Origin of the sequence: Spiroplasma endosymbiont of Amphimallon solstitiale, from assembly GCF_964030965.1 — a bacterium.
GTDB lineage: Bacteria > Bacillota_I > Bacilli_A > Mycoplasmatales > VBWQ01 > Spiroplasma_E.
Genome location: NZ_OZ034999.1, coordinates 1,185,121 through 1,206,476 on the forward strand (window position 1 = coordinate 1,185,121; position 21,356 = coordinate 1,206,476).

Below are 21,356 nucleotides of genomic sequence, written 5' to 3' on the forward strand. Positions count from 1 at the left end.
ATTACCACCACCTTTCTAAGTTGAACTTTTTGGATTTATGACCAATGATGTAGTTTGTAAGTTTCAATTAGCATTCGTTTTAACAAGAGGTAATCCCATGCTAAATGTAAAAGTTACAATAAATTGATATCTTAGTACTATATATTTATTAAAACTAGTATAACCCACTATTTTAAATCAAATTGATGAAGCAATTGTATTTTCTCGACTTAAATTATCATTTGTTCATAATAAATCATTAACATAAGTATTATTAATATTATCTGTTGCTTTTAAAGTTGCTGATTGACGAGGATATTTATCGTGGGATTTTTTTTCATTAATAATATTAAATGTTCAATTATCTGTAGCATCATTATGATTCCCAGAATTATTATCATAATAATTAACATGTGATTCAAATTGTGGATTATTCTCATTAATATCTTTTAATTCACTTAAATTAATTTTTATAGGTGTAAACCAATTTTTTGAATTTGTTACTGTTTCATAAATTGCGTTCATATTAAAATTAAAATTAAATGTTATACTTTCATAATCTTCTTGAAATTTTTCAAAACTATCATAACCATAATCTTTAAATGAAAATAATACTGCTTTACCATAACCACTTAATTCATCATTTATATCAGGTCTCATCTGATAAGGATAATTTGGTCTTATATCACGTGAACCTTGAATGTTATTTGTAATTCCATATTGACTTTGATTACTTAAATCAATAAATATAGGATGTGCTCTTTCTATTAATGGGGGTGGTTGAATTGCTTGTGGATAATTAAATGGTTGGTCAAATTTAAAAGTATTATTTGCTAAAATAAATGTATTTTGAATTAATCTACTATTATTACTTGCTTTACCTACTGTTTGATAAGTACCACTTCAAATACTAAAATTATCATTAACAGCACCATTTCTATTATCTGGCATTGAATAAAATGTTATTTTAAAATTACTTTTACCTACAACTTTAATATCAATCATATCAATTGCTCATTTTAATATATTAGTATCAGTAAATTTAGGTTCATTTAATAATGGAATTAAACTATTTTCTTTTGGTAATAATGAAATTGTATCTTTATCACCAGCACCATTTTGAACTAAATTTACAGTATCATAAATTCCTTGTGAAGAAATACTTCCATCATTAATATTAAAATTTTGTAAATTAATCCTATCAGTTAAATTAAATGTAAATGATGTCATATGACTTGCTGTTCCAGCAACTGCTTGTATAGCATCTGGAGTATCATTTCTAAAGACATCTAATGGAATTAATGCTGGATTAGTACTTTGTGAACTATATAATAATGTTGTATAAAAATTATATAATTCAGCAGATATTAAGCCATTTATATAAGGAAATTGTGGTATTAATAAATTACTTGATAATTTAGCACCAATATCTAAACCACCAACAAAAGCATTCATAAATGAACCAAATATAGGTATAGTATTAAGATTAATTTTAATAGTTTCTCTTACTGTTAAAGGTATTTCACTAATAGGATTATAAATAAAATAATGTAATGCATTTATAGTATTTAATTGCTTAAATTTATTATTATTCATATTATAATGATTATTACCAATAAATTTTTTATTATTTTTATTATAATATTGAAAATATGGATTACCAGCAGTTGCATAATTATAATCTTCTATTTCAGCACCATTTAAAAAATTATTATCTCAATAATTTACTAATCTATTTGAAACATCAACTTTATTAGTATTTTTAGTTTTTTCAACATTAGTTCTTAAATGACCTTCATAATGTTTTGTTGCTCCATCATCATAATTTGGAGAAATTACTTTTTGTCAATCTTGATAACTATCCATTGTACTTTCACCACGTACAGTTAATACATAATTAGTTTCTGGTAATGCTTGAAAACTTACTGGGTCATAAGTTGAACATTGATATTGTCATGGAAATAATAATTTACTTGGGTATTGTCGATATTTATGTTGTTTAGTATTAATAGGATTATTATCAATATCTCTACCTCATAATGCTATTGAAATAGGTTTTACTGAACCATAAAAAGATATTTGACAATGAGTTACTGGTAATGGTGTTAAATAATTATCATCTAAAACAATATTATTATTTTCATCCAATGTTGGTAATGCTACTGGGTCGCCCGGCGCCCCTAATTGTACATATTGATTAATTGCTAATCCACTATGTGCTAATTTATCATTTAATGAACTAAAAGTACATTGAATAAAAGCCAATTCTTTATTTTCTGGATTATAAGTTTTAGTTGCAACTTCAAGAATATATCATTGTCTATCAACTTTAATTGATTTATCAGTATTTATAACTTTATTAATTTCTGGAATCATATATAACTTATATAAATTTGAAACAATATTATTAATAAAATCAAAATTCTTTTTTTCATTTGGAATATTAATAACTACATTTTTAATTGCTTGTTCTTGAATAAAAGCATTATTTGCTGGTGTTGCTGAATAAGTAATACCTAATTGGTCACTTATAATATTTCCATAAAATACATCACCAATTTGTAATTGTTTATATGCTAAATCTGGATTATCTTTATCTTGAATAGGATAATAAGAATGGTCTCATACTGCTTGTATTGCTTCTCTACCAGTAAAGATTTTACTAAAACTAGTATAATCATTAGGAATTGAAGTTGGTGGTTTATATCCCGTTTCTGTTGAATTTATAGCACCTAAAATAATAGTAAAAGGACATACACGAAATTGTAAATCTTTATTTTGTGTAAAATCTTTTTCAATTTCACCAGTTGATTTTCAAACTGTTTTAATTAATTGATGATTTATTTTCGGTATCATTCTCATTTTTAGTTTCTCCTAAAAAAGTATTATTAAATTCAATTTCTTCTTTTTGATATTTTCTATTTTCATTAATAATTTGTTGTGCTTCTTCTTCACTTACACCATATCTTTTAACTATAATTCTTTTAATATTAGTAATTCCTAATCTTAATTCTGCTTCATCAATTTCAAGTGATTTTAATCTATCTATAATAGTATTTTCTTTAATTTCAAATGTTCATTTAGATTTATCACCATCTAATCCCATTAATATAAAACATCTTTGAAATATTTCATTTCAATCACTTTGATTTAAAGTTCTTTTAATTCTTGTAGTTTCCATATCTCTTGAATTAGTAATTAATACTTCTGCTTCAGTTTTTTGACTTGTAGTATCATTTACTGGACTATATCCAGCACCTTCAAATGTTTTATCAATAATAAATTGTATAAAATCCGCATATTTATCTAATACTGGACTACCTTGTATTATGGCAATTGGCGGTGTACCACTAGTACTTCCTAAACTTCTTAAATTTGTTTGTAATACAAAATCACCAAATAATTTTTTCATGTCAAATGCAGTTTTAGTTTGATTTACTTCTTGTTCAGTAATATCAGCAAATACTCTTGTACGATTATATTCAAGTTCTTTTCATATCATTTCAAAAGTATGGTTTAATAATTTTTGTAAACCTTTAATTGGAGTCATATCTGGATAATAATCACCAATAACTCCACCAAAGAAATTCTTTTTAGGTAAATTTTGCATAAATTTAACTGGAATAATCCCTAAATTATGGTTTTCTATTAAAGGTAATTGTAAATCTTTACTTATTTTTTCTTGTAAACCATCTAATGTAACTGTATCACTCGTAAAATATCTAATTATTTGATTTGGTGTATATGTTGTTTTAACAAATATACTTTGGTCATCATATTGTATTCTTGACCATGTTGATGCACTATATTCAGTTTCTAATACTCTTGCTACTCTTGATTGAGCATATGGTTGAGCAAAATTTAATGAAATTCTACCAGTTTTACTTTTATCAATTTGAACAATACTATAACCATAACCAGATTTAATATGACAATCTTGATAAAATAATGAATCTAAATTATTTCATTCTTTTAATTTTTTAATTGCTCTTTTATATTCTTCATGTTCACTTGTTAAAGTATAACCATTACCTCATAATAATTTACTTCCATGATTTGCTATTATTTCTTGAAGATTTATCAGACATCAAAATGGTATTAATATTTCAGTATTAGGATTATTCATATGTTACTTCCTTTCAAAATAAGGATTTATATCTGCACTTAAATTTCTAATATATGGTTCTATAGCATAATCAAATGCATCACGTAAATGGTCATTACCCGCTAATGGTATTTGTTTAATACTTTTAGGGTCTCATACAGCCAATCTAAATTCATCTAATAATGCTTGTGCATTCATACTAATATTTAAGCGTTCTGAAGCCATTAAAGCCAAATTCTTACCTATTCTAAACTCTAACCTTAACTTCACACAATCTTTAAAATATAGCCATGAATTAACTTGATATTTAATTGCTGTATCATTTAACATTTCAATAAATGTATAATTACTAAAATCACAATATACAGTTAATCCATATTCATATAACAAATTATTTTCTTTTGCTAATTTAATATAAAACTCAACTACTAATCTTGCTAATTGTTTATTATCATAACGTACTAATTTATTTTCTATTTTTAAACAATCAATAACATTAACAAATTTAAAATTATAATCAAAACCTATTAATAAACATGCTAAAGCATCATCTTTAAACCCATAATCTAATCCAGCACTAAATCTATAACTTGGTTGTAATAATCTACTAATCTTATGAATAAGATGTGAATATATTCCACCAGATTCATAACCTACTAAACCATGACTTCTTACTCTTGCAGATATCGGGTCTAGAACTTCTATTTCTAATAATTGATGTTTATCACTATCTTTTAAATGAGTATTTAATTTTCAATTTTGATAATGATAAATGGTATTATCAATAATAGTAAATTGTTCATATTCATTAATAATTTGTTTTTCATTTTGTGGACAAGCATTTATAGTTTTTTTAATAAATTCATTTAAAATACTTCAAGGATTACAACTTTCAATTTCTAATAATTGATTTGCTCCACGAATAGCATCTTTTAAATCTTGATAATCATTTTCAGTAATTTCATATCTTTCATCACTTCATATAATTACATAATCATATAAATAATTACTTGCTAATCCAGTTAATTTAACATTACTATTATCTTGTGAATGTAAATATTTACAAGTTATTTTACTACCATTAAATTCAATAGTTTTTTTAGTTTCACTAATAATAAAATTAATTGATGGATATGTTGCTTTAATAATTTGTTTTAATTCTTGTCAACTATCATTTAATTGTTTTGACATATTACGAATTAAATAAGCATGAATATTAATATTTTCTAACATTAATAAAATACCAAGAAATTCAATATCACTAAATGTTTTACCAGATTTACGACTACCTAATTGTTTAATTTTAGTAATATTTAAAGGTTGTTTTAAATACATTCTTTTAGCAATATCTAATAAATAACCAAAATTACTTAACATTTATTCTTACCTTTATTTTCTAGATTAACTTGTATAAGGGCTGTATTATCATTACTTTTTATATCAATTTTTGTAGATAAATGATATTCTTTCACAAATGCTCTTTCTAAATATCATGCAGTATTATTTGCATTTACTTTTAAATATCTTTGTGTATTAATATGGCGTATTTGTAAATATGCTCAATTAATTTGTTGTAAAAAAGTATTTCTCTTTTTTTGTTTTCAACTATAAAGAGTATTTTCAGTAATATCTAAATAAATTAGCATACCAACTTTCGTAGGTATTTCATCAAACTCTTTACAATGAATAAAATAATTTTCTAATGCTTCTCTTAATTTTGTAGCATCATTAAAAATTGTTCTTATTTTTATTTTTTCTTCTTGCACATAAAAATCTCCTTTCATATGCTTTAAAAAACGAAAAATTATGATATAATTAATATAATCTTTAAGTTAGAATTCGCTAGTAATAACTTATTAACTTTATTAATTACTTCATATATTTTTTTATTTAATTTTTATAATATAATTATAACAAAAAATAGCATTATACTGCTATTTTTTTATTTTTTCTTCTTTTATTTTTAATTTTTTTTATTAAATAATCTATTAAACATCACATAATACCTAGTCCTATTACACCTACACCTATCAATAATCATTTAGGGTCTTGGCCATGATGTTCAATATTTGTTAAGTACTGTCCTATCATTTTTTATTTTCCTTTTCTATTTATATTTTTCTTTATTGTACATTATTTTATTAAAAAAGAAAAGATAACTAATAAAAGTTATCTTTTAAACGTAAATAGAATTTGCAGTTTATTTTATCGTTCTTTAATATTATACTCTAAAACCAAACATTTTTCAACAATATTTTAATAAATTTGATATATTTAAGGTGCGAAAATAAATATAGAAAGGTATTAAAAAATGTTTAGTTTTAAAGAATTTCTAAAATCTGAAATCACTAATATTTTAGCAAAATATTTTCAAAAAATCCATGATTTTGATGAATATTTTTTTCAAAATAGAGATAAAAATCAATATAAAGTTGCTTGAACCTGTAATAGAACAGTAAATACTCCAATTGGAATTGATACTTTTAGACAAAGAGTTTATTGAGATACAATTAATAAAAAACATTATTATCCAATTTATGAAGAATTTGGTATTAAAAAAAGAGCAAGAATTACTAATGATTTATATTTTGAAATATTAGATAATTTAATTGAAAATTTAATAAGTAAAAAAGGTTATTTTAATATTCAATCAGAATTTAAATATACTTCTTTTTCTAAAAATCTTATTTCAAGGATTTTTAAAGATGCAAAAATTCCAAAATTAATACCAGAACAAAAATTTAAAGTATTAGATAATCAAAAATTAAATATATGTGCAGATGATGCTTATATAACTTGTTGAGATGAAAATGGTTTAAAACAGCAATATTGTTGTAGACTTTTAACTTTTAATCTTGGTAGAAAAAAAATTTATTCATATAGAAATAAATTAGACAAGAAAATAACTTCATTTATGTTATTTAAAACTAATAATGCACCAAAACAAGAAGAATTACATAATTTTACAATGCAAACTATTAATAATCATTATGATATTAAATTAAATATATTTGCTATTAATTGAGAATATAATAATTATAATTTAGTAGTTGCTGGTGATGGGGCATTATGAATTAGAGCAATGGCTAGTTGATTGGGTTGTTATTATATTTTAGATAAATATCATGCTTATAGTTATTTATGAAAATCTTTTGTTAATGTTCGTGGTAAACATCAAAAGAAAGCACTTGATTGAACAAAGTATTTAGATGTAACAACTACTTTTTCAAATGGTAATTATAATGGATTAATTACTATTTTAGAAAATAATCATAATAAAGTTACTAAAAAAACTTATAATTATTTTAAAAATAATGAACAAGGAATTATTAATCAAAATGCTGATTGAAATATTGGATGTTCTGCTGAAAGTGATGTTTATCATTTTTTAAAATCTTTAACTAATGGAGCAAAAATATATCATCATCAAACATTAAATAATATGTTAATAGCAAAAGCAAATTATTTAAATGCTAGAAGTTATTTGAATAGTACTTAATAAGTTAAAACTTCATATTTTTAAAACCTAATTTTAAGATTAGTATTTTTGTGTTATTTAAATGTAATTTTGAAATTATATTTTTAACTATTTATACATTTTATGATATAATTTAATTAACAAATCATAGAATTTGCAGTTATATTGTTAATGTTACTCATAATTCTAAGGGTTAATCTCATACGTCCTTGTCAAAGTTACGAAATAATTAATTATTATATTAGTAACTTATTTCCAAAAATGAATTATTTGAAAAATAATGAAAATTAGACAAAATTACTCTCTTTAACCCTTAAATTTATATTCGACGTATTTTAAAAAATATACATTTAAAAAAAATTATTCTCAAACTTATTAAGGAAAAAGACAAGAAATAATCTTGTCTTTTTTTGTAATTGTAAAATTTTAAAATTTTTAATAAACCTCTTTAGCACTATTATCAACACGTGTTAAGGAATTAAAAAAGTGAACCACAACACAGTTGTTCAAAATAGTGGCTAGCATGTGGACTTGCATGAATAAATAATAAGTGGATGATGCCTAATAAATTATACTAACCATTTAATGGTAATTCTTGGGGTGGGAGCGAATTGGAAACTAGTATATATAGACCTGTTGTAGGGACCTATTGTATTAATTCTATTCTTTATTTAACCAACCTTGCCACTACCAAGTGAGCAAGTGTTGGTTTTATTTTTTATTTTTTTTTGAAAAATTTTTTTGGGCGAGAAAATAAATTTCAAACTTGTAAAAAAAATTGAGCGGTGCCGGTTCAATTAAAATATTAATTTGTTTAACACAAATTAAATAAATATTGAATCGAATGCCTTAATGTTTTTTAAAATTTCACAATTTATTTTTGAGCCCAGAATTGCTGGAATGAATAAAACGAATAGTAGTAGTATTAATAATCTAAAAATCAAAATATATGTTCTTTATGCTAGAAGCAACAGAACATATTAGGAAAGGATTATTATGCAAATAGAATTTAAAAAAGAACAAATTATTAAAGATAAACCACAATCTATTCTTATTGATTATGTTGAATATAAATTATCACTTCCAAAATGAATGATTAAAAATAATTCTTTTATTGTTGATAATAATTACACATATTGAGTTTTTAATTTAGGCAATATTAAAAGAGAATTAAGTGGTAATGAATTAATAAAATTATTAGAACCATATATTTCTGAACAAAAAATAACTGTTAATAAACCAACTGCTCCAAAAGAATACTATCTTAATGATATAAAACTTGAACCACTAACATTTTATGAACAGCATAATAGTTGATTTATGGGTGAAATAACTGATAACAAAACAAACATTACTAATCCTTGTTTTAAATATAACATTACGTGAGAAGAAAACAGAAAAGGCTTTAAAATAAATAATCCATGTAATAAGAATGACTTAGCAATTAATTATATAGTTACTTCTTATAAGGAAAGTTCAACTCATAATGAAAAAGTATTTTTGTTGAACATGTAAACAAAATAAATTAGATTATTTATTCTTTAATACTAATGATATAAAAACAAGAAAATATTTTTTAAGAGATAAAAATAGTAAAGCAATTTGTTATGACTGTATTTTAAATATTAGGTTAAGTAGGAGGTATAAATATGGATAAACAAAAACCATTTTCTTATAAAGACCAAGAAATTATTAATGAATATAATAAAAAACGTAGTAAAGAAATAACAGAAGAACATTTAAATAATATAAAAAAATTAAGAGCAGATTTTAAAAAAGAAGAATTTAATGAATATAAGGAAAATTTAATTTGTTCATTAAATATATTTTTAGGTCATTATATAGAACAATACAAAAAAGAAGAAGATACATTTTATTTAAATCAATTAAAAGGTTCAATTGATACTATTAAATTCTTAATTAATAAAATAGAATCCGAAGAATTTGATTAATAATGCAATATGACTTAATTATTGGGATTGACCCTGCTGGAATTGGCAATAATGGAATTGTTATATATTCAAATGAAACAAATAGGATTATTTATACGGAAACATTCAACACAACACATGTTTTTGAAAGTAAAAATCGTTTTAAAAGAATACTATCGATAATTAAAGAACAATTTTTTGATAAAAAAATATTAGTTATTGTAGAAAATTTCTTTTTAAGTTCAAAACAATTATTAACTAATCCATTAGCAACTCCTAAAATTATTGGTGCATTAATGGTATTAGTAGAAGATGTTATGAACTGAGATTATTCAGAAAGTGAACCAAAAAATAAAACTAAAATAGAAAATTATAAAGGAAATATAAAATTTACAAAACATGAACAAGATGCATATAAGCATATTCAATACTATTTAAGGAATTATAAAAATGAAAGATAAAGCCAATTATGTCAAATTAACAGTAAAACTAAGTAACACTATTGAAGCAAAATATTACGAAAAAGGTAATAAAGAATTATATTATAGTGTTCGTGGTCAATGAAATGGTTTAAACTATGTTACTTTAATTTTTAACAACCCAAAATTTTATAGACGATGTATTTTATTAAACAAAAATGATGAAATTTTAGTAACTGGTCAAATTTTTAATACTTTAAATATTCCTAAAAATCGTGCATTTTGTTCAATTAATGTTAAATGATTTAAAAAATGAAAAGAGTAAAAAATGATATTATGAAAAATTTTATTAATAGTACTAATATTAATAACATCTATAACACTAATAATATTTTTAATATTTATTATTAAAGAATTAAAAAATGAATATAAAGTATTAAAAATATTAAGTGAAATTGCTAATCAAATTAAAAATAAGGAGAATAATTAATGATAATATTGCCTACTTTATTTGAAAATAAAGATGAAATTGAAATATTATCACCATTTCCAAAAGCAATTCATACAAGTAATGATATTAGAGCAATTATTTTAAGACAATATCCAAATGTTAAATCAAAACACATAATTGTTTCTGACCCCGAAAGTAATGTTGCATTAATAGTTGGTGATAATGATATTTATCAAGGTTGAATTAAAGTAACAATTAAAAAATTAGAAAATTAAAGGAAAATAAAATGATTAATGATTATGAATGACTATGATATTGTGATAGTTATGGTTGTAAAAATAACAATAGTAATCAAGAAATATATGTTTGCTCAATTAAAAAAGATACAAAATTAGGATTATGTAAAACTCATTTTAATAATTACAAAAATATAACAATTGATTATGTTATTGAAATTAAGGGAGAATAAACAAATGCAAAAGGAAAAAATTAAAATTAGAAATTATGAATTTGAATTAAATTCTTATGTAGTAGATTCCTTATTAGATGTTATAAGAGAACTGATAAAAACAAATAAAGGAGAATAAAATGCCAAACGAAAATCCACAATCAAATTATACTTTAACTAAGTTAATAAGAACTGGAATAAGTCCAATTTGTGCAATGATAGGTACAAGTGCTTATTATGGTCAAGTAATTACAAATCCAGTATTAGGTTCAATTAATAGTTTATTATTTGGTAAAAAATTAGGTTTAGATATATGAAATTTAAATCAAAGACCAAATACTAAAACTAAATTAATTAATAGTTCTAAAAAAATTATTTTAGGTTTAGGAACAATTGGTTTAGCAAATTATAGTAAATGAACAGAAAATAATATTAATCCTATTATTCCAACAACACCAATTCCAATAACTACTACAACTACAACAGAAGGTCCTCCATGATTATTATTAAATAAACAAGAACATCAGTCATTAATGGATTGAGATACATATATTAGTTTAAATGCTTATGGTATTTCAAATATTATTAGTGGAATTCTAGAATTAATACCTAATAGGTTTCAAAATATAAGAAAGATAGCAAATATGGGTACTGGTGGGTGTTTGATTTTAACTGGTGTAGCAATGGGTATTAATAATGATTTTAATAATGCTTATGCAATTCCTACTATTGTTGCTGGTGCTTCTGAAATTATTCATAATTTACTTCCAATAGAAACAAATCATAATAAAGAAATGCAAGAAACTTTATTTACAAATGAAACTGCAAGATTAATTAATGATAATAGATTCACAATTAATAGTGAAACAAGTAGTCAATATGGAAGCGATTTACATGAAGTACCATTAAATAATGATAATGCTTCATTAACTTGAGATTATAATCACATGAGTTTATAAAGGAGGTGAATAATTTATGAATAAAGAAAAATTACTTGAATATTATGATGTTAAATTAAAACAACATGAAAAAGATTTAGAAGACATACGACTAAATGAACGTTTAATTGCAAATCTTTTAATGGATGCAAAATGTATAATTGAAAGAATTAATAAAGGTGAATTTGATGAATAATCAAAAATAAACAATAAATAATTGAAAGGAAAATATTCAAATGAAAGAATTTTTACATGAATTAATAATTATTGGAACAAGTGTTGGAACATTAATTTGCAGAGAAATTATTGTTTTATTAAAAAGATTTATCACAATTCCAAAACATGTTAGAGCAAATAACAAAATTATTAAACATCAAAAAAAATTAGCAAAATTAAATGAAAAGATTAATAAAGGAGAAAAATAATATGACAAAAATCGAATTTAATGAAAAATATAGAAAACAAGATATCAGTATTGATAGAGATTTTGATTTACATATTGATAATTGTTTTAAATTTTCTGATATTGATATATTAGAAAATGCAGTTAATGATTATAAAAAACTAATAAGTGAAATGCCAGAATTAGTTAAAGATTGATTATTGGGATAAGATTAGGAGAATGTTAAATGTTAGAAAATGAAAATAATGTTCAACAAACAACTGAACCTTTAACTGAAAACAATGCTTCTTCACAAGAAATAGAAAATAAAGTTAATGAAGCAGAAAATAAGTTAAATAAACTTAATCAAGAAATTAAAGAAAAAGAAATGATTAATATATTTAAAAAATATCAAGTTAAAACTGAATTTTATGATTATTTAAAATTTAAAACTAATAATCTAGAAAATTCAAAAATTGAAGAAACTATTAAAAAAATGATTAAAGAACAACCAGTATTTAAAGAAACAATTAATACAGGTGGCAATAAACAAATAATTATTAATAATAAAACAAATGATAAAGAAAATTTTTTAATTAATTATAAAAAGAAAAATTATTTATAAACGAAAGGAAGAAATAAAATGTCAGTACCATTTAATCAAAATTTAGACAATACAGAGAGATTAGTAGAAGCGCCAGAATTTATAGAGTTTTTTAAAATTTCAAATAGTCCATGGGCAAACTTTTTCCCTACTGAAATTGTTGACTCAGTAAATATTGAGTTTATTGTTAAAAAACCAAAAAAACCAGAAGTAAAAATTATTGCTTGAGATGATAAAAGTAAAAGATATGAATTACCATATGTTGATACAGATAAAATTAGTAAAAAAATAACTAAAAAATATCTTGCAGGAGAAATTATTGCAGATGTAGATTTAAAAGCAAATAATGGACAAAATTTATTAGATAGTATGCAATATGAAGTTGCAAATGATTTAGCAGATAAATTGGCAATTGATGATACACAAGCAATTGCAAAATTTGCTACTAAAATCGATATTGAAGATACAACACCAGTAGGCTATTTAAAATCAATGTTATCTGCTTGAAATACTTTGTTTCAATTTAGAAACATTGCAAATAGTAAATTTTTTATTACTAATGGTCTTTATGATAGTTTAGTTTATTTAGCAGATAATAAAGGTTTAATTACCGATAATCAGTTGGCACAACAATTACGTTTAAATGGAAATAATTTATATGTAAAAGGTGTATTATGTGAAATCGTTCTTGATGACTATATGATTTTTACTAATGATAAAAATGAACAACAATTAATGACCTTTATTTTAACAACACCAAGAGCGATGAAAAGATACATGATAGAAAATACTTTTAATTTTGTAGAAAAGTATGGATGACCAAAAATTATTCATCAATTTACACTTAAAATATTATTTTTAATTAAAAATTTGTTAAAAGTAACATTATTTAGTGTAAAAATTCTCTAAAAATAACACTTTATCATGTATCATTACTTTTCTACAAAATTAAAGGAAAATACAGTTATTTATGTAGATTTTATTAAAGATGATAAAGCAGGAAGAGCATATAAAGTTGCTGGTGAAGTTGTTGGAGAAGCAATACCATATATTTCTAATAATGAAACAACATCAAGATGAATGTTATATGGAATTATTAAAACAGAAAAAACTTTTAATTATGTAGAAAAGTATGGATGACCAAAAATTATTCATCAATTTACACTTAAAATATTATTTTTAATTAAAAATTTGTTAAAAGTAACATTATTTAGTGTAAAAATTCTCTAAAAATAACACTTTATCATGTATCATTACTTTTCTACAAAATTAAAGGAAAAAACTGATTTAAAAACTAAAATTACAAATTTAACAACAAATATTACTGCAAATGTTAATAACAATAATAAAGAATTAGATACACAAATAAAAAGTACAGATGAACTTAAATCATTAAATCCAAATTTAACAAATCCAACTATTAAATATTTTAGTGATGCACAAGGTAAAACTAATGTAAGTAATCAAAAACAAAAAGCAGGTGACTTATATATAACTATTACTGCAAATGTTAATGACTTAAATTATAAAGGAACAACAAATCCAATTAAAATAACTCTTAAATAAAGGAAATTAAATGCAATGCCAATCGGTACAACTAATACAGCAATACTTTTAAACATAAATAAACCAAAACATACTAGAATTAGTCAACAACAAGAAAATAAAAGTTTTTGATGAGAAATTTTAGAAATGATTGGTGTACAAGTAATTGCAGTAGCACTTGCTCCTTTTACTGGCGGTTTAAGTGAAAGTTTAACACTTGGATTAGGTGCAAGTGATTTAGTTGCTAGTATTACTGCTGTTGGTGTAGAGTTTTTAACTGATTTTACTATTAATCAAGTTTATGATTATTTAAAAGGAAATGTAACAAAATTAAATACTTTCTTTAATATATTACCTGCATTTGCTGGACTTAATAAAATTAGTCGTGGTTATCGTACTACTAAATTTATTAAACTTGCACAAAAAACTAAAACATTAGAACAAATTGGAATTAAAGAAACAAAAAACTTACAAGAAATTATTAGTCAAGTAAGTGGAAAAGAAATTTTAACAGATAAAATTATTGGTAATAAACGTTATTTAATGAATTATAGTTTTACTCCTAATCGTGAAACAGTATTACGAGATTTAGGTTATGTTGCTGAAAGACAATATAAAAATAATTTTCAAAAATTAGAAGCACAGGAGTTAAAAGATTACTTATTATTACAAAATACATTAATAAAATTAAGTCCACAATTAACTCCTAAATTTAAAATCAAAGATATTGAAAAAGCAAATAATTTTTTAAAAAAATATAATACTGATTTAAAAAAAGTATTATCTATGAACCAACATGATTGATTAAATTTAGTTCATACAATACACACAGAAAATAGATATGGAAAAACTTTAATTTTGGATTTACAAAAAATTCGTGCTAATGCTATTAAATTTAATTTTAAAAATAGTATTATTCATCAACTTGTTTTAAAAGCAAATCAAATTTTTAAATATTTTGATATTAGATTTTATTTAAAAAAAGGTTTAAATAAATTTTGAAAAGATACTTCATATTTTGAAAAAATACGAGAAAGTATATATAAATTACAAGAAAAATTTGAAAAACTAGAAAAACAAGCATTTGAAAAAATTAATAAATTAAAAGAAAAAGCAACTGATTTATTTACTAGTGCAGAAAAAAGAGCAATTAAACATGCACAATTAATTCCATTAAATTCACCAGTATTTATGGGTTGTAAAATTCAACCTTTGTCATTAGATAAATGTGCAATTACTATTTATCATCGTAATCCTAAATATAAACCAATTACAGTTGTTGATAGTATTCTTAAAGCAAAAACTTTTGTTACTCAAATACATCCATTTCATTGATATCGTTGATATAGTGGTTGATACATTGGTTATGGTGTTAATCGTAATAAATGATTAAAAGCAATAGCATTTGCTCCACCAGTTGTACAACAAGTAATTAGAGATAGTTTTAAAGTATATAGAGAAATATTTAGAATAATAAGAACTTATCATAAAGTAGTAAATGTTATTAATAATCCTATTGAAAATATTAATAAATCATTTAAAAATGTTGGTTTAAAGTTTTCAGTAAATACTTTATTTGGTACTGGATTATTACATCATTTAGAAAAATTTGCATATAGTCAAGTTGTAACAAAAAGTAAAAACTTAAAAAAAGGAAAAAATAAAATACAAAAAGAAATTGAACATATCACACATAGAAAAACTAAAACAAAAACTAAACATTATAAAAAAGCATTTTTTAAGGAATGATAAAATATGATTAATAAACTTTGAACTGATGTCAGTCTTGAAAATTATAATAACTGATATCCATTAACTGGAAAAATTACAGAAACACCACCACAATATATCAATACATGACCAAATGTTAATGATTGATTTAAAACTTTTGCTATTCGTGCACAAAATGATATTAATGCTTATCTTGATTTTATTTTATCTAAATTTCCTTTTGATAGTTTTAAAGATGAATTAATTAAAGAAACATTAAGAGATATGGTTTATGTAATGGTTGAACATTGAGTATTTAATCGTACACCAATTGAATTTAATGTTGATGCTACTATTCAATTTAATAATGGTAGTCAATTTAGTGCAAATAGTACTCCTACGATTAATGTTTGAGATTTAGCACCTAGTAGAATGAAAATATGAGCAAGATTAACAGAATTAAAACAAATATTTTCAAGTTATAATGATGATGAAATAGATGTTGAAAAAATTGACTTAAAAGCATTTTATACTAGAAATCAAGTTGATGAATTAATTAAAGAACAAAAAAAATTTACATTATTAAAACAAATGAAATTATATGATGATTTAGTTGATGATAATGAAAATGAAATATATAGAGGTCCTGTTACAAATTTTATAAATAAAGGTTATGTTGCAACTGATTATGATAAAGAAACTGAAACAATGATTTTAGATTGACCAGATGAAATAGGAACATTACCACCTGACGCATTACAAAATAATCCACAAATTGGTGATTATACACATGCACCAACTTGTGATTTTTCTTTTAATTATGTAGAAAAGTATGGATGGAGGCTTTTTAGAAATCTGTGTATCTTTGTTTTACAAAGTACTAGTTCAGATTAATTCTGTCTTCAAATTTTATCATAAAATGAGCAATTGCTGTATTTCAATTTTGAATAGGCAATGTTCATTTTTTTGTTATATTTTCAATTGCTAAATAAAATATTTTAAAAACTGACATATCATTAGGAAAAGCTTTTTTGTTTCTAATAACTTTTCGTAATTGACTATTAACAGATTCAATAGCATTTGTTGTATAAATTACTCTTTTGATTTCTGCAGGATAACTAATAAAAATCATCAAATTTTCTCAATTTTTATATCAAGATTTAGCAATTTGGGGATATTGTTTATTTCATTTACTTTCAAATGATTCTAAAGCTTGCATTGCTTGTTCTTCACTACATGCACTATAAATTGGTTTTAAATCTGTAACTAGAGTTTTTCGATGTTTGTATGAAACATATTTTAAACTATTTCGAATTTGATGAACAATGCATAATTGATGTTCTGTTTTAGGATAAACTGCTTGTATTGCTTCTGACATGCCTGTTAAATTATCACTACAAGCAATCAAAATATCATTTAAGCCTCGATTTTTCATTTCTGTGAAATTAGCTAATCAAAATTTAGCACCTTCATTTTCACTAATTCATAAGCCTAAAACATCTTTTTTACCTTCTAAATCAACTCCTAATGCTATATAAACTGATTTATTAATAATCCGTTTATCTTGTCGAACTTTAACTACTATACAATCAAAATAAACAATCGGATAAACGCTTTCTAATGGTCGATTTTGTCATGCTTTGACATCATCAATAACATCATCAGTAATTTGACTAATAACACTTTCACTAATATCAGCACCATGATATAACTCTTGTAACTGCATTCTAATGTCAGATAGAGTCATACCTTTTGCATATAGTGAAAGCACTTGTTGATCAAAACCATCAAATCTTCGCTGTCTTTTTGCAACTATTACAGGAGTAAAATCACTATTGCGATCTCTTGGTACATCAATCTCAATTTTACCTTGTTGAGTTATTAATTTTTTTGAACTTGTACCATTACGAGCATTTTCAGTATTACTATGTTGATTTTTTTCATATCCTAAATAATTTTGCATTTCAGAATTCAACATTTTTTCAACTAAACGTTTTGTTAATTCTTTATATAAACCCCCTTCTTTAAAAACTGTTGTTAAATCTTCAGTATTTTCTAATAATAAATCTACTGCTTTTGATATTGGATCATTATTATTAATATTTTGTTTTTTAGCCATCTGTAACTCACTCTTTCTAGTCATTTAATTATATTTACTAGAATTAATTAAACATAGTTATTTTTGTAAGTTACACAGATTACTAAACATTGCCTATGGATGACCAAAAATTATTCATCAATTTACACTTAAAATATTATTTTTAATTAAAAATTTGTTAAAAGTAACATTATTTAGTGTAAAAATTCTCTAAAAATAACACTTTATCATGTATCATTACTTTTCTACAAAATTAAAGGATTTTTCTGCTAAACAACAAAAACGAATTACTACTAATGAAAATGAAATTACCAAATTAAATAGTGAATTAATTAAAGCAAACGAAAATATTAATGATGTTAAAAATAATTGATTTAATATTGAAACTAGTCCTTTATGAAAGAAAGTTGAAAATAATAATATAGAAACATTTAAATGATATTTTATTAAAATCAGTTATCAATATTCAACAGAAAATGACTTTATGAAATTTTATAAAGTAATTAAAATTTATTTAAATAATGTTTTTAATGAATTTGAATTGTTAAATGTTGATTCCATGACTTATAAAGAACAAATCTCAAATAAAAATATTTTAAATATTGGAACTATTTACTATAACAATAGAAATAAAACATTTAGTGGTGGAGGTAATTCTTATCCTGAACGTGGAAAAATTAACTTAATTGGTGATATAGAAGAAATATATCAATATCAAGGAATACATACACCAACTGAATTTATAGCAGAAGAAAGTACTGAACGTGATTATTATACAAAACTAGAAACTAATAATTTATTAGATAAAAAACAAAATAAATTAATTGCTGGTGAAAATATTACTATTGATGAAAATAATAAAATTAGTGCTACTGGTGGTGGAGTTGACCCAAATAATTATTATACAAAACCAGAAATAGATAAAAAATTAGAAGATGTAAAGTCACAATTTCCTATTGCATTTCAATTAAATGCTGTTAGTCAAGAAATTCCTAATTTAGAAACTACTAATAAAACTATTGTTGGTGCTATTAATGAAAATAAAGCAAATATTGATAAAAAACAAGATAAAGAAAATTGAAAAATAATAGGTAAAAGTATAAGTAATCGTGAATATGCAGAATTTAAACTTAATTTTAATACTCTTTATAGAACAATTATTACATGAGAAAAACCACCATTTAATCAAGTAAATTTAAGATTTAAAGTAGAATTTAAAACTGGTAATTATTTAGGTGGTAGTCCTAATGATAAAATTTTTCTTACAAAAGGTTTAATTAATGATGAAGAAGCTATTTTATATTTACAATTTTTAGCTAAAAATAAATGACAGTTAATTATAGAAGGTGGAAATGAAGAATATGGAAATATATATTCATTAGAAGAATTACAAAATACTATTAAAATTGATATTAATCAACAATTAAAAATTACTTCAAAAAGTTTAAAAGTAAATGAATTAGCAGAAAATAATTTTGATATTGAATTACCAGAAAATCCACCAAATCCAAATAATCAAAAATGAAAAGTAGTAGGAACAAGAGAAAAAAATAAATGAGATAATTGACAAATTAATTATGATTTTATAGTTAATAAACGATACAGAGTTTATTATTCTTGAAGTATATATAATCCAGTTTATACTATTCAAGAATTTATTATAACGGATAACAAAATTGCTGGTGTACCAATACAAACCTTTAATGATAGTGTTAATATAGTAATTTTATCAGTTCAACATGCAAAATTGATTACTATTTATAGTGGAAAAGGTAATTTAAAAGGTAATGTATGAAAATTAGAAGAATTACAGGAATAATATTATGTTTTTTAAAATAATAAAAATTATTTTAGGTTTAATAGGAGTTTTATTATCTTCTGCAGTTGCTGGTTTAATTATATTTATTATTATAAAAATTGTATTAAAAATTAATCAAATATTTTAAAAAAAGGTGGTGAATATTATGTTAAGTCTATTTAAAAGAAAAGAAAAAAGTAATATTAGTGATAATCAAAATGAAAAAGTAAAATTTTTAACTACCTGAATTGTAAAATTAAAAAGGACACTTATATAAAAATTAAATTGTGTTAATTCTATAATTAAGAAAAGAAAGGAATTAGCACAATGTATAAGTATCTGACTATTGAATCAATAATAGCAATAAAAGAATATAAAAGTTATGGATTTTCGATTCGTAAAATAGCAAAAGCCATTGATTATAGTAAATCAACTGTACATAGAGTTTGTAGATTATTAAATCAAAACTTATTACCATTAGAAATATTGAATAAAATTCAAAAAAATAAACAAAATGCAGGTAGAAAATTAATAATTTTAACTTTAATAGAAATTAATACTATTAATCATTTGTTAATTACTAAAAATTATGCTCTTGATATAATTGCTAATTTTTTAAAGGAAAATAAAATAAAAAGTATTTCAACAAAAACTTTATATAACATGTTTAAAACAAATCGAATGGGTTTTGATGAAAATAACTTATTGAGAAAAGGAAAAAATAAACCTCACAAACAAAAAGAAACTAGGGGCAGAATTAATAATTGTAAGTCTATTCATGAAAGAAATTTAATCATTCCTAATATTAAAAATATAGAAGAATTTGGTCATTTAGAGGGTGATACTATCATTGGTAAAGATCATAAAAGTTCTATTATTACTTTAGCTGATATATGATCAAAAACCACAATTCCTTTAGCAACTAAAAATAATAAATCAGAAAATATTACAAAAAGTATAATAAAATTTATTTCAAAGTTACAAAAAGGAACAGTTAAAACTATTACTTTTGATCGTGGTAAAGAATTTAGTAAATGAAAATTAATCGAAAAAAATTGTAATGTTAAGATTTATTTTGCAGATCCTGGTAAACCTTGTCAAAGAGGTTTAAATGAAAATAATAATGGTATTTTAAGAAGATATTTACCAAAATCTACAGATCTATCTTCATATAAACAAAAAGATTTAAATACTATAGCATTTCAAATTAATTCTACACCCAGAAAATCACTATCTTATAAAAGACCAATAGATTTAATACAATTATTTTAAAAAACTGTCCCATTTATATTTACAATTCAGGCTAATAAAAATAAAAGTACTCATGCTTCAATTTTAAATTATTTTGGTTTTAATGATTTTAATCATGAAACTTATTTTACTGATTTTGTAGCAGAAAATAATGCTAATTTATATAATGCTCCATTAGATATTAATAATGAAACTATTAAACAATATTTAATTCAACAA

At 22.7% G+C, this 21,356-nt stretch carries 27 protein-coding genes; 21 read left to right on the forward strand and 6 right to left on the reverse strand.

The features are described 5' to 3' along the window. Window positions 1-15 precede the first annotated feature (15 nt). From AAHH39_RS07360 to AAHH39_RS07380, 5 genes are all read right to left on the reverse strand, one after another. The gene (locus AAHH39_RS07360; RefSeq protein WP_342217578.1) at window positions 16-2,835 is read right to left on the reverse strand and encodes a hypothetical protein; all 2,820 of its coding nucleotides are present in this window, start codon (window positions 2,833-2,835) and stop codon (window positions 16-18) included. Next, the gene (locus AAHH39_RS07365) at window positions 2,804-4,105 is read right to left on the reverse strand and encodes a hypothetical protein (RefSeq protein WP_342217579.1); all 1,302 of its coding nucleotides are present in this window, start codon (window positions 4,103-4,105) and stop codon (window positions 2,804-2,806) included. The genes AAHH39_RS07360 and AAHH39_RS07365 overlap by 32 nt, the downstream gene beginning before the upstream one ends. Before the next feature lie 3 nt (window positions 4,106-4,108). After that, the gene (locus AAHH39_RS07370) at window positions 4,109-5,461 is read right to left on the reverse strand and encodes a phage terminase large subunit (protein ID WP_342217580.1); all 1,353 of its coding nucleotides are present in this window, start codon (window positions 5,459-5,461) and stop codon (window positions 4,109-4,111) included. Next, window positions 5,455-5,850: a terminase small subunit gene (locus AAHH39_RS07375; protein WP_342217581.1), complete on the reverse strand. Its 396-nt coding sequence runs from the start codon at window positions 5,848-5,850 to the stop codon at window positions 5,455-5,457. Before AAHH39_RS07375 ends, AAHH39_RS07370 begins: the two co-directional genes overlap by 7 nt. A 160-nt stretch (window positions 5,851-6,010) precedes the next feature. Continuing rightward, the gene (locus tag AAHH39_RS07380) at window positions 6,011-6,175 is read right to left on the reverse strand and encodes a hypothetical protein (protein ID WP_342217582.1); all 165 of its coding nucleotides are present in this window, start codon (window positions 6,173-6,175) and stop codon (window positions 6,011-6,013) included. Window positions 6,176-6,395: 220 nt separating this feature from the next. Between AAHH39_RS07380 and AAHH39_RS07385 the strand changes: the two genes are divergently transcribed. The 18 genes from AAHH39_RS07385 to AAHH39_RS07470 all read left to right on the forward strand — a co-directional run bounded on the left by AAHH39_RS07385 (window position 6,396) and on the right by AAHH39_RS07470 (window position 16,884). Next, window positions 6,396-7,583 carry an Mbov_0401 family ICE element transposase-like protein gene (locus tag AAHH39_RS07385; RefSeq protein WP_342217583.1) on the forward strand — a complete coding sequence of 396 codons (1,188 nt, stop codon included), beginning with the start codon at window positions 6,396-6,398 and terminating at the stop codon, window positions 7,581-7,583. 975 nt (window positions 7,584-8,558) lie between these two features. Continuing rightward, window positions 8,559-9,077: a hypothetical protein gene (locus AAHH39_RS07390; RefSeq protein ID WP_342217584.1), complete on the forward strand. Its 519-nt coding sequence runs from the start codon at window positions 8,559-8,561 to the stop codon at window positions 9,075-9,077. A 134-nt stretch (window positions 9,078-9,211) separates the two neighbouring features. After that, the gene (locus AAHH39_RS07395; RefSeq protein ID WP_342217585.1) at window positions 9,212-9,514 is read left to right on the forward strand and encodes a hypothetical protein; all 303 of its coding nucleotides are present in this window, start codon (window positions 9,212-9,214) and stop codon (window positions 9,512-9,514) included. A 2-nt stretch (window positions 9,515-9,516) separates the two neighbouring features. After that, window positions 9,517-9,954 (forward strand): hypothetical protein, encoded by a 438-nt coding sequence (locus AAHH39_RS07400; RefSeq protein WP_342217586.1) that lies wholly within the window; start codon window positions 9,517-9,519, stop codon window positions 9,952-9,954. Beyond that, a complete protein-coding gene (locus AAHH39_RS07405) occupies window positions 9,944-10,237 on the forward strand; it encodes a hypothetical protein (RefSeq protein ID WP_339047687.1) in 294 nt (97 codons plus the stop codon). Before AAHH39_RS07400 ends, AAHH39_RS07405 begins: the two co-directional genes overlap by 11 nt. A gap of 3 nt (window positions 10,238-10,240) precedes the next feature. Then, window positions 10,241-10,402, forward strand: a complete 162-nt coding sequence (locus AAHH39_RS07410) for a hypothetical protein (RefSeq protein WP_342217587.1) — start codon at window positions 10,241-10,243, stop codon at window positions 10,400-10,402. Continuing rightward, the gene (locus AAHH39_RS07415) at window positions 10,402-10,638 is read left to right on the forward strand and encodes a hypothetical protein (RefSeq protein ID WP_342217588.1); all 237 of its coding nucleotides are present in this window, start codon (window positions 10,402-10,404) and stop codon (window positions 10,636-10,638) included. Before AAHH39_RS07410 ends, AAHH39_RS07415 begins: the two co-directional genes overlap by 1 nt. An 11-nt stretch (window positions 10,639-10,649) precedes the next feature. After that, entirely contained in the window at window positions 10,650-10,832 is a 183-nt protein-coding gene (locus AAHH39_RS07420; protein WP_281748424.1) for a hypothetical protein, read from the forward strand. A gap of 119 nt (window positions 10,833-10,951) precedes the next feature. Beyond that, a complete protein-coding gene (locus AAHH39_RS07425; protein ID WP_342217589.1) occupies window positions 10,952-11,770 on the forward strand; it encodes a hypothetical protein in 819 nt (272 codons plus the stop codon). Between the two features lie 16 nt (window positions 11,771-11,786). Continuing rightward, window positions 11,787-11,945, forward strand: coding sequence for a hypothetical protein (locus tag AAHH39_RS07430; RefSeq protein ID WP_342217590.1), 159 nt, complete (start codon window positions 11,787-11,789; stop codon window positions 11,943-11,945). 40 nt (window positions 11,946-11,985) lie between these two features. Further along, window positions 11,986-12,174, forward strand: coding sequence for a hypothetical protein (locus AAHH39_RS07435; protein ID WP_342217591.1), 189 nt, complete (start codon window positions 11,986-11,988; stop codon window positions 12,172-12,174). A 1-nt stretch (window position 12,175) separates the two neighbouring features. Continuing rightward, window positions 12,176-12,361: a hypothetical protein gene (locus AAHH39_RS07440; protein ID WP_342217592.1), complete on the forward strand. Its 186-nt coding sequence runs from the start codon at window positions 12,176-12,178 to the stop codon at window positions 12,359-12,361. Between the two features lie 17 nt (window positions 12,362-12,378). Then, window positions 12,379-12,756 (forward strand): hypothetical protein, encoded by a 378-nt coding sequence (locus AAHH39_RS07445; RefSeq protein ID WP_342217593.1) that lies wholly within the window; start codon window positions 12,379-12,381, stop codon window positions 12,754-12,756. Window positions 12,757-12,774: 18 nt separating this feature from the next. Beyond that, entirely contained in the window at window positions 12,775-13,644 is an 870-nt protein-coding gene (locus AAHH39_RS07450; protein ID WP_342217594.1) for a hypothetical protein, read from the forward strand. A gap of 15 nt (window positions 13,645-13,659) precedes the next feature. Further along, window positions 13,660-13,965 (forward strand): hypothetical protein, encoded by a 306-nt coding sequence (locus AAHH39_RS07455; protein WP_342217595.1) that lies wholly within the window; start codon window positions 13,660-13,662, stop codon window positions 13,963-13,965. 15 nt (window positions 13,966-13,980) lie between these two features. Continuing rightward, window positions 13,981-14,301, forward strand: coding sequence for a hypothetical protein (locus tag AAHH39_RS07460; RefSeq protein ID WP_342217596.1), 321 nt, complete (start codon window positions 13,981-13,983; stop codon window positions 14,299-14,301). Between the two features lie 15 nt (window positions 14,302-14,316). Continuing rightward, the gene (locus tag AAHH39_RS07465; RefSeq protein ID WP_342217597.1) at window positions 14,317-16,032 is read left to right on the forward strand and encodes a hypothetical protein; all 1,716 of its coding nucleotides are present in this window, start codon (window positions 14,317-14,319) and stop codon (window positions 16,030-16,032) included. Window positions 16,033-16,035: 3 nt separating this feature from the next. Then, the gene (locus AAHH39_RS07470) at window positions 16,036-16,884 is read left to right on the forward strand and encodes a hypothetical protein (RefSeq protein WP_342217598.1); all 849 of its coding nucleotides are present in this window, start codon (window positions 16,036-16,038) and stop codon (window positions 16,882-16,884) included. Here the strand turns inward: AAHH39_RS07470 and AAHH39_RS07475 are convergent. Beyond that, window positions 16,871-18,109: an IS256 family transposase gene (locus tag AAHH39_RS07475; protein ID WP_342219293.1), complete on the reverse strand. Its 1,239-nt coding sequence runs from the start codon at window positions 18,107-18,109 to the stop codon at window positions 16,871-16,873. The genes AAHH39_RS07470 and AAHH39_RS07475 overlap by 14 nt on opposite strands. A gap of 208 nt (window positions 18,110-18,317) precedes the next feature. Between AAHH39_RS07475 and AAHH39_RS07480 the strand changes: the two genes are divergently transcribed. The 3 genes from AAHH39_RS07480 to AAHH39_RS07490 all read left to right on the forward strand — a co-directional run bounded on the left by AAHH39_RS07480 (window position 18,318) and on the right by AAHH39_RS07490 (window position 21,158). Then, window positions 18,318-19,907 carry a hypothetical protein gene (locus tag AAHH39_RS07480; RefSeq protein ID WP_342217599.1) on the forward strand — a complete coding sequence of 530 codons (1,590 nt, stop codon included), beginning with the start codon at window positions 18,318-18,320 and terminating at the stop codon, window positions 19,905-19,907. Window positions 19,908-19,911: 4 nt separating this feature from the next. Further along, window positions 19,912-20,034 carry a hypothetical protein gene (locus tag AAHH39_RS07485; RefSeq protein ID WP_342217600.1) on the forward strand — a complete coding sequence of 41 codons (123 nt, stop codon included), beginning with the start codon at window positions 19,912-19,914 and terminating at the stop codon, window positions 20,032-20,034. Between the two features lie 179 nt (window positions 20,035-20,213). Further along, entirely contained in the window at window positions 20,214-21,158 is a 945-nt protein-coding gene (locus tag AAHH39_RS07490; RefSeq protein ID WP_342217458.1) for an IS30 family transposase, read from the forward strand. Window positions 21,159-21,356: the final 198 nt, after the last annotated feature.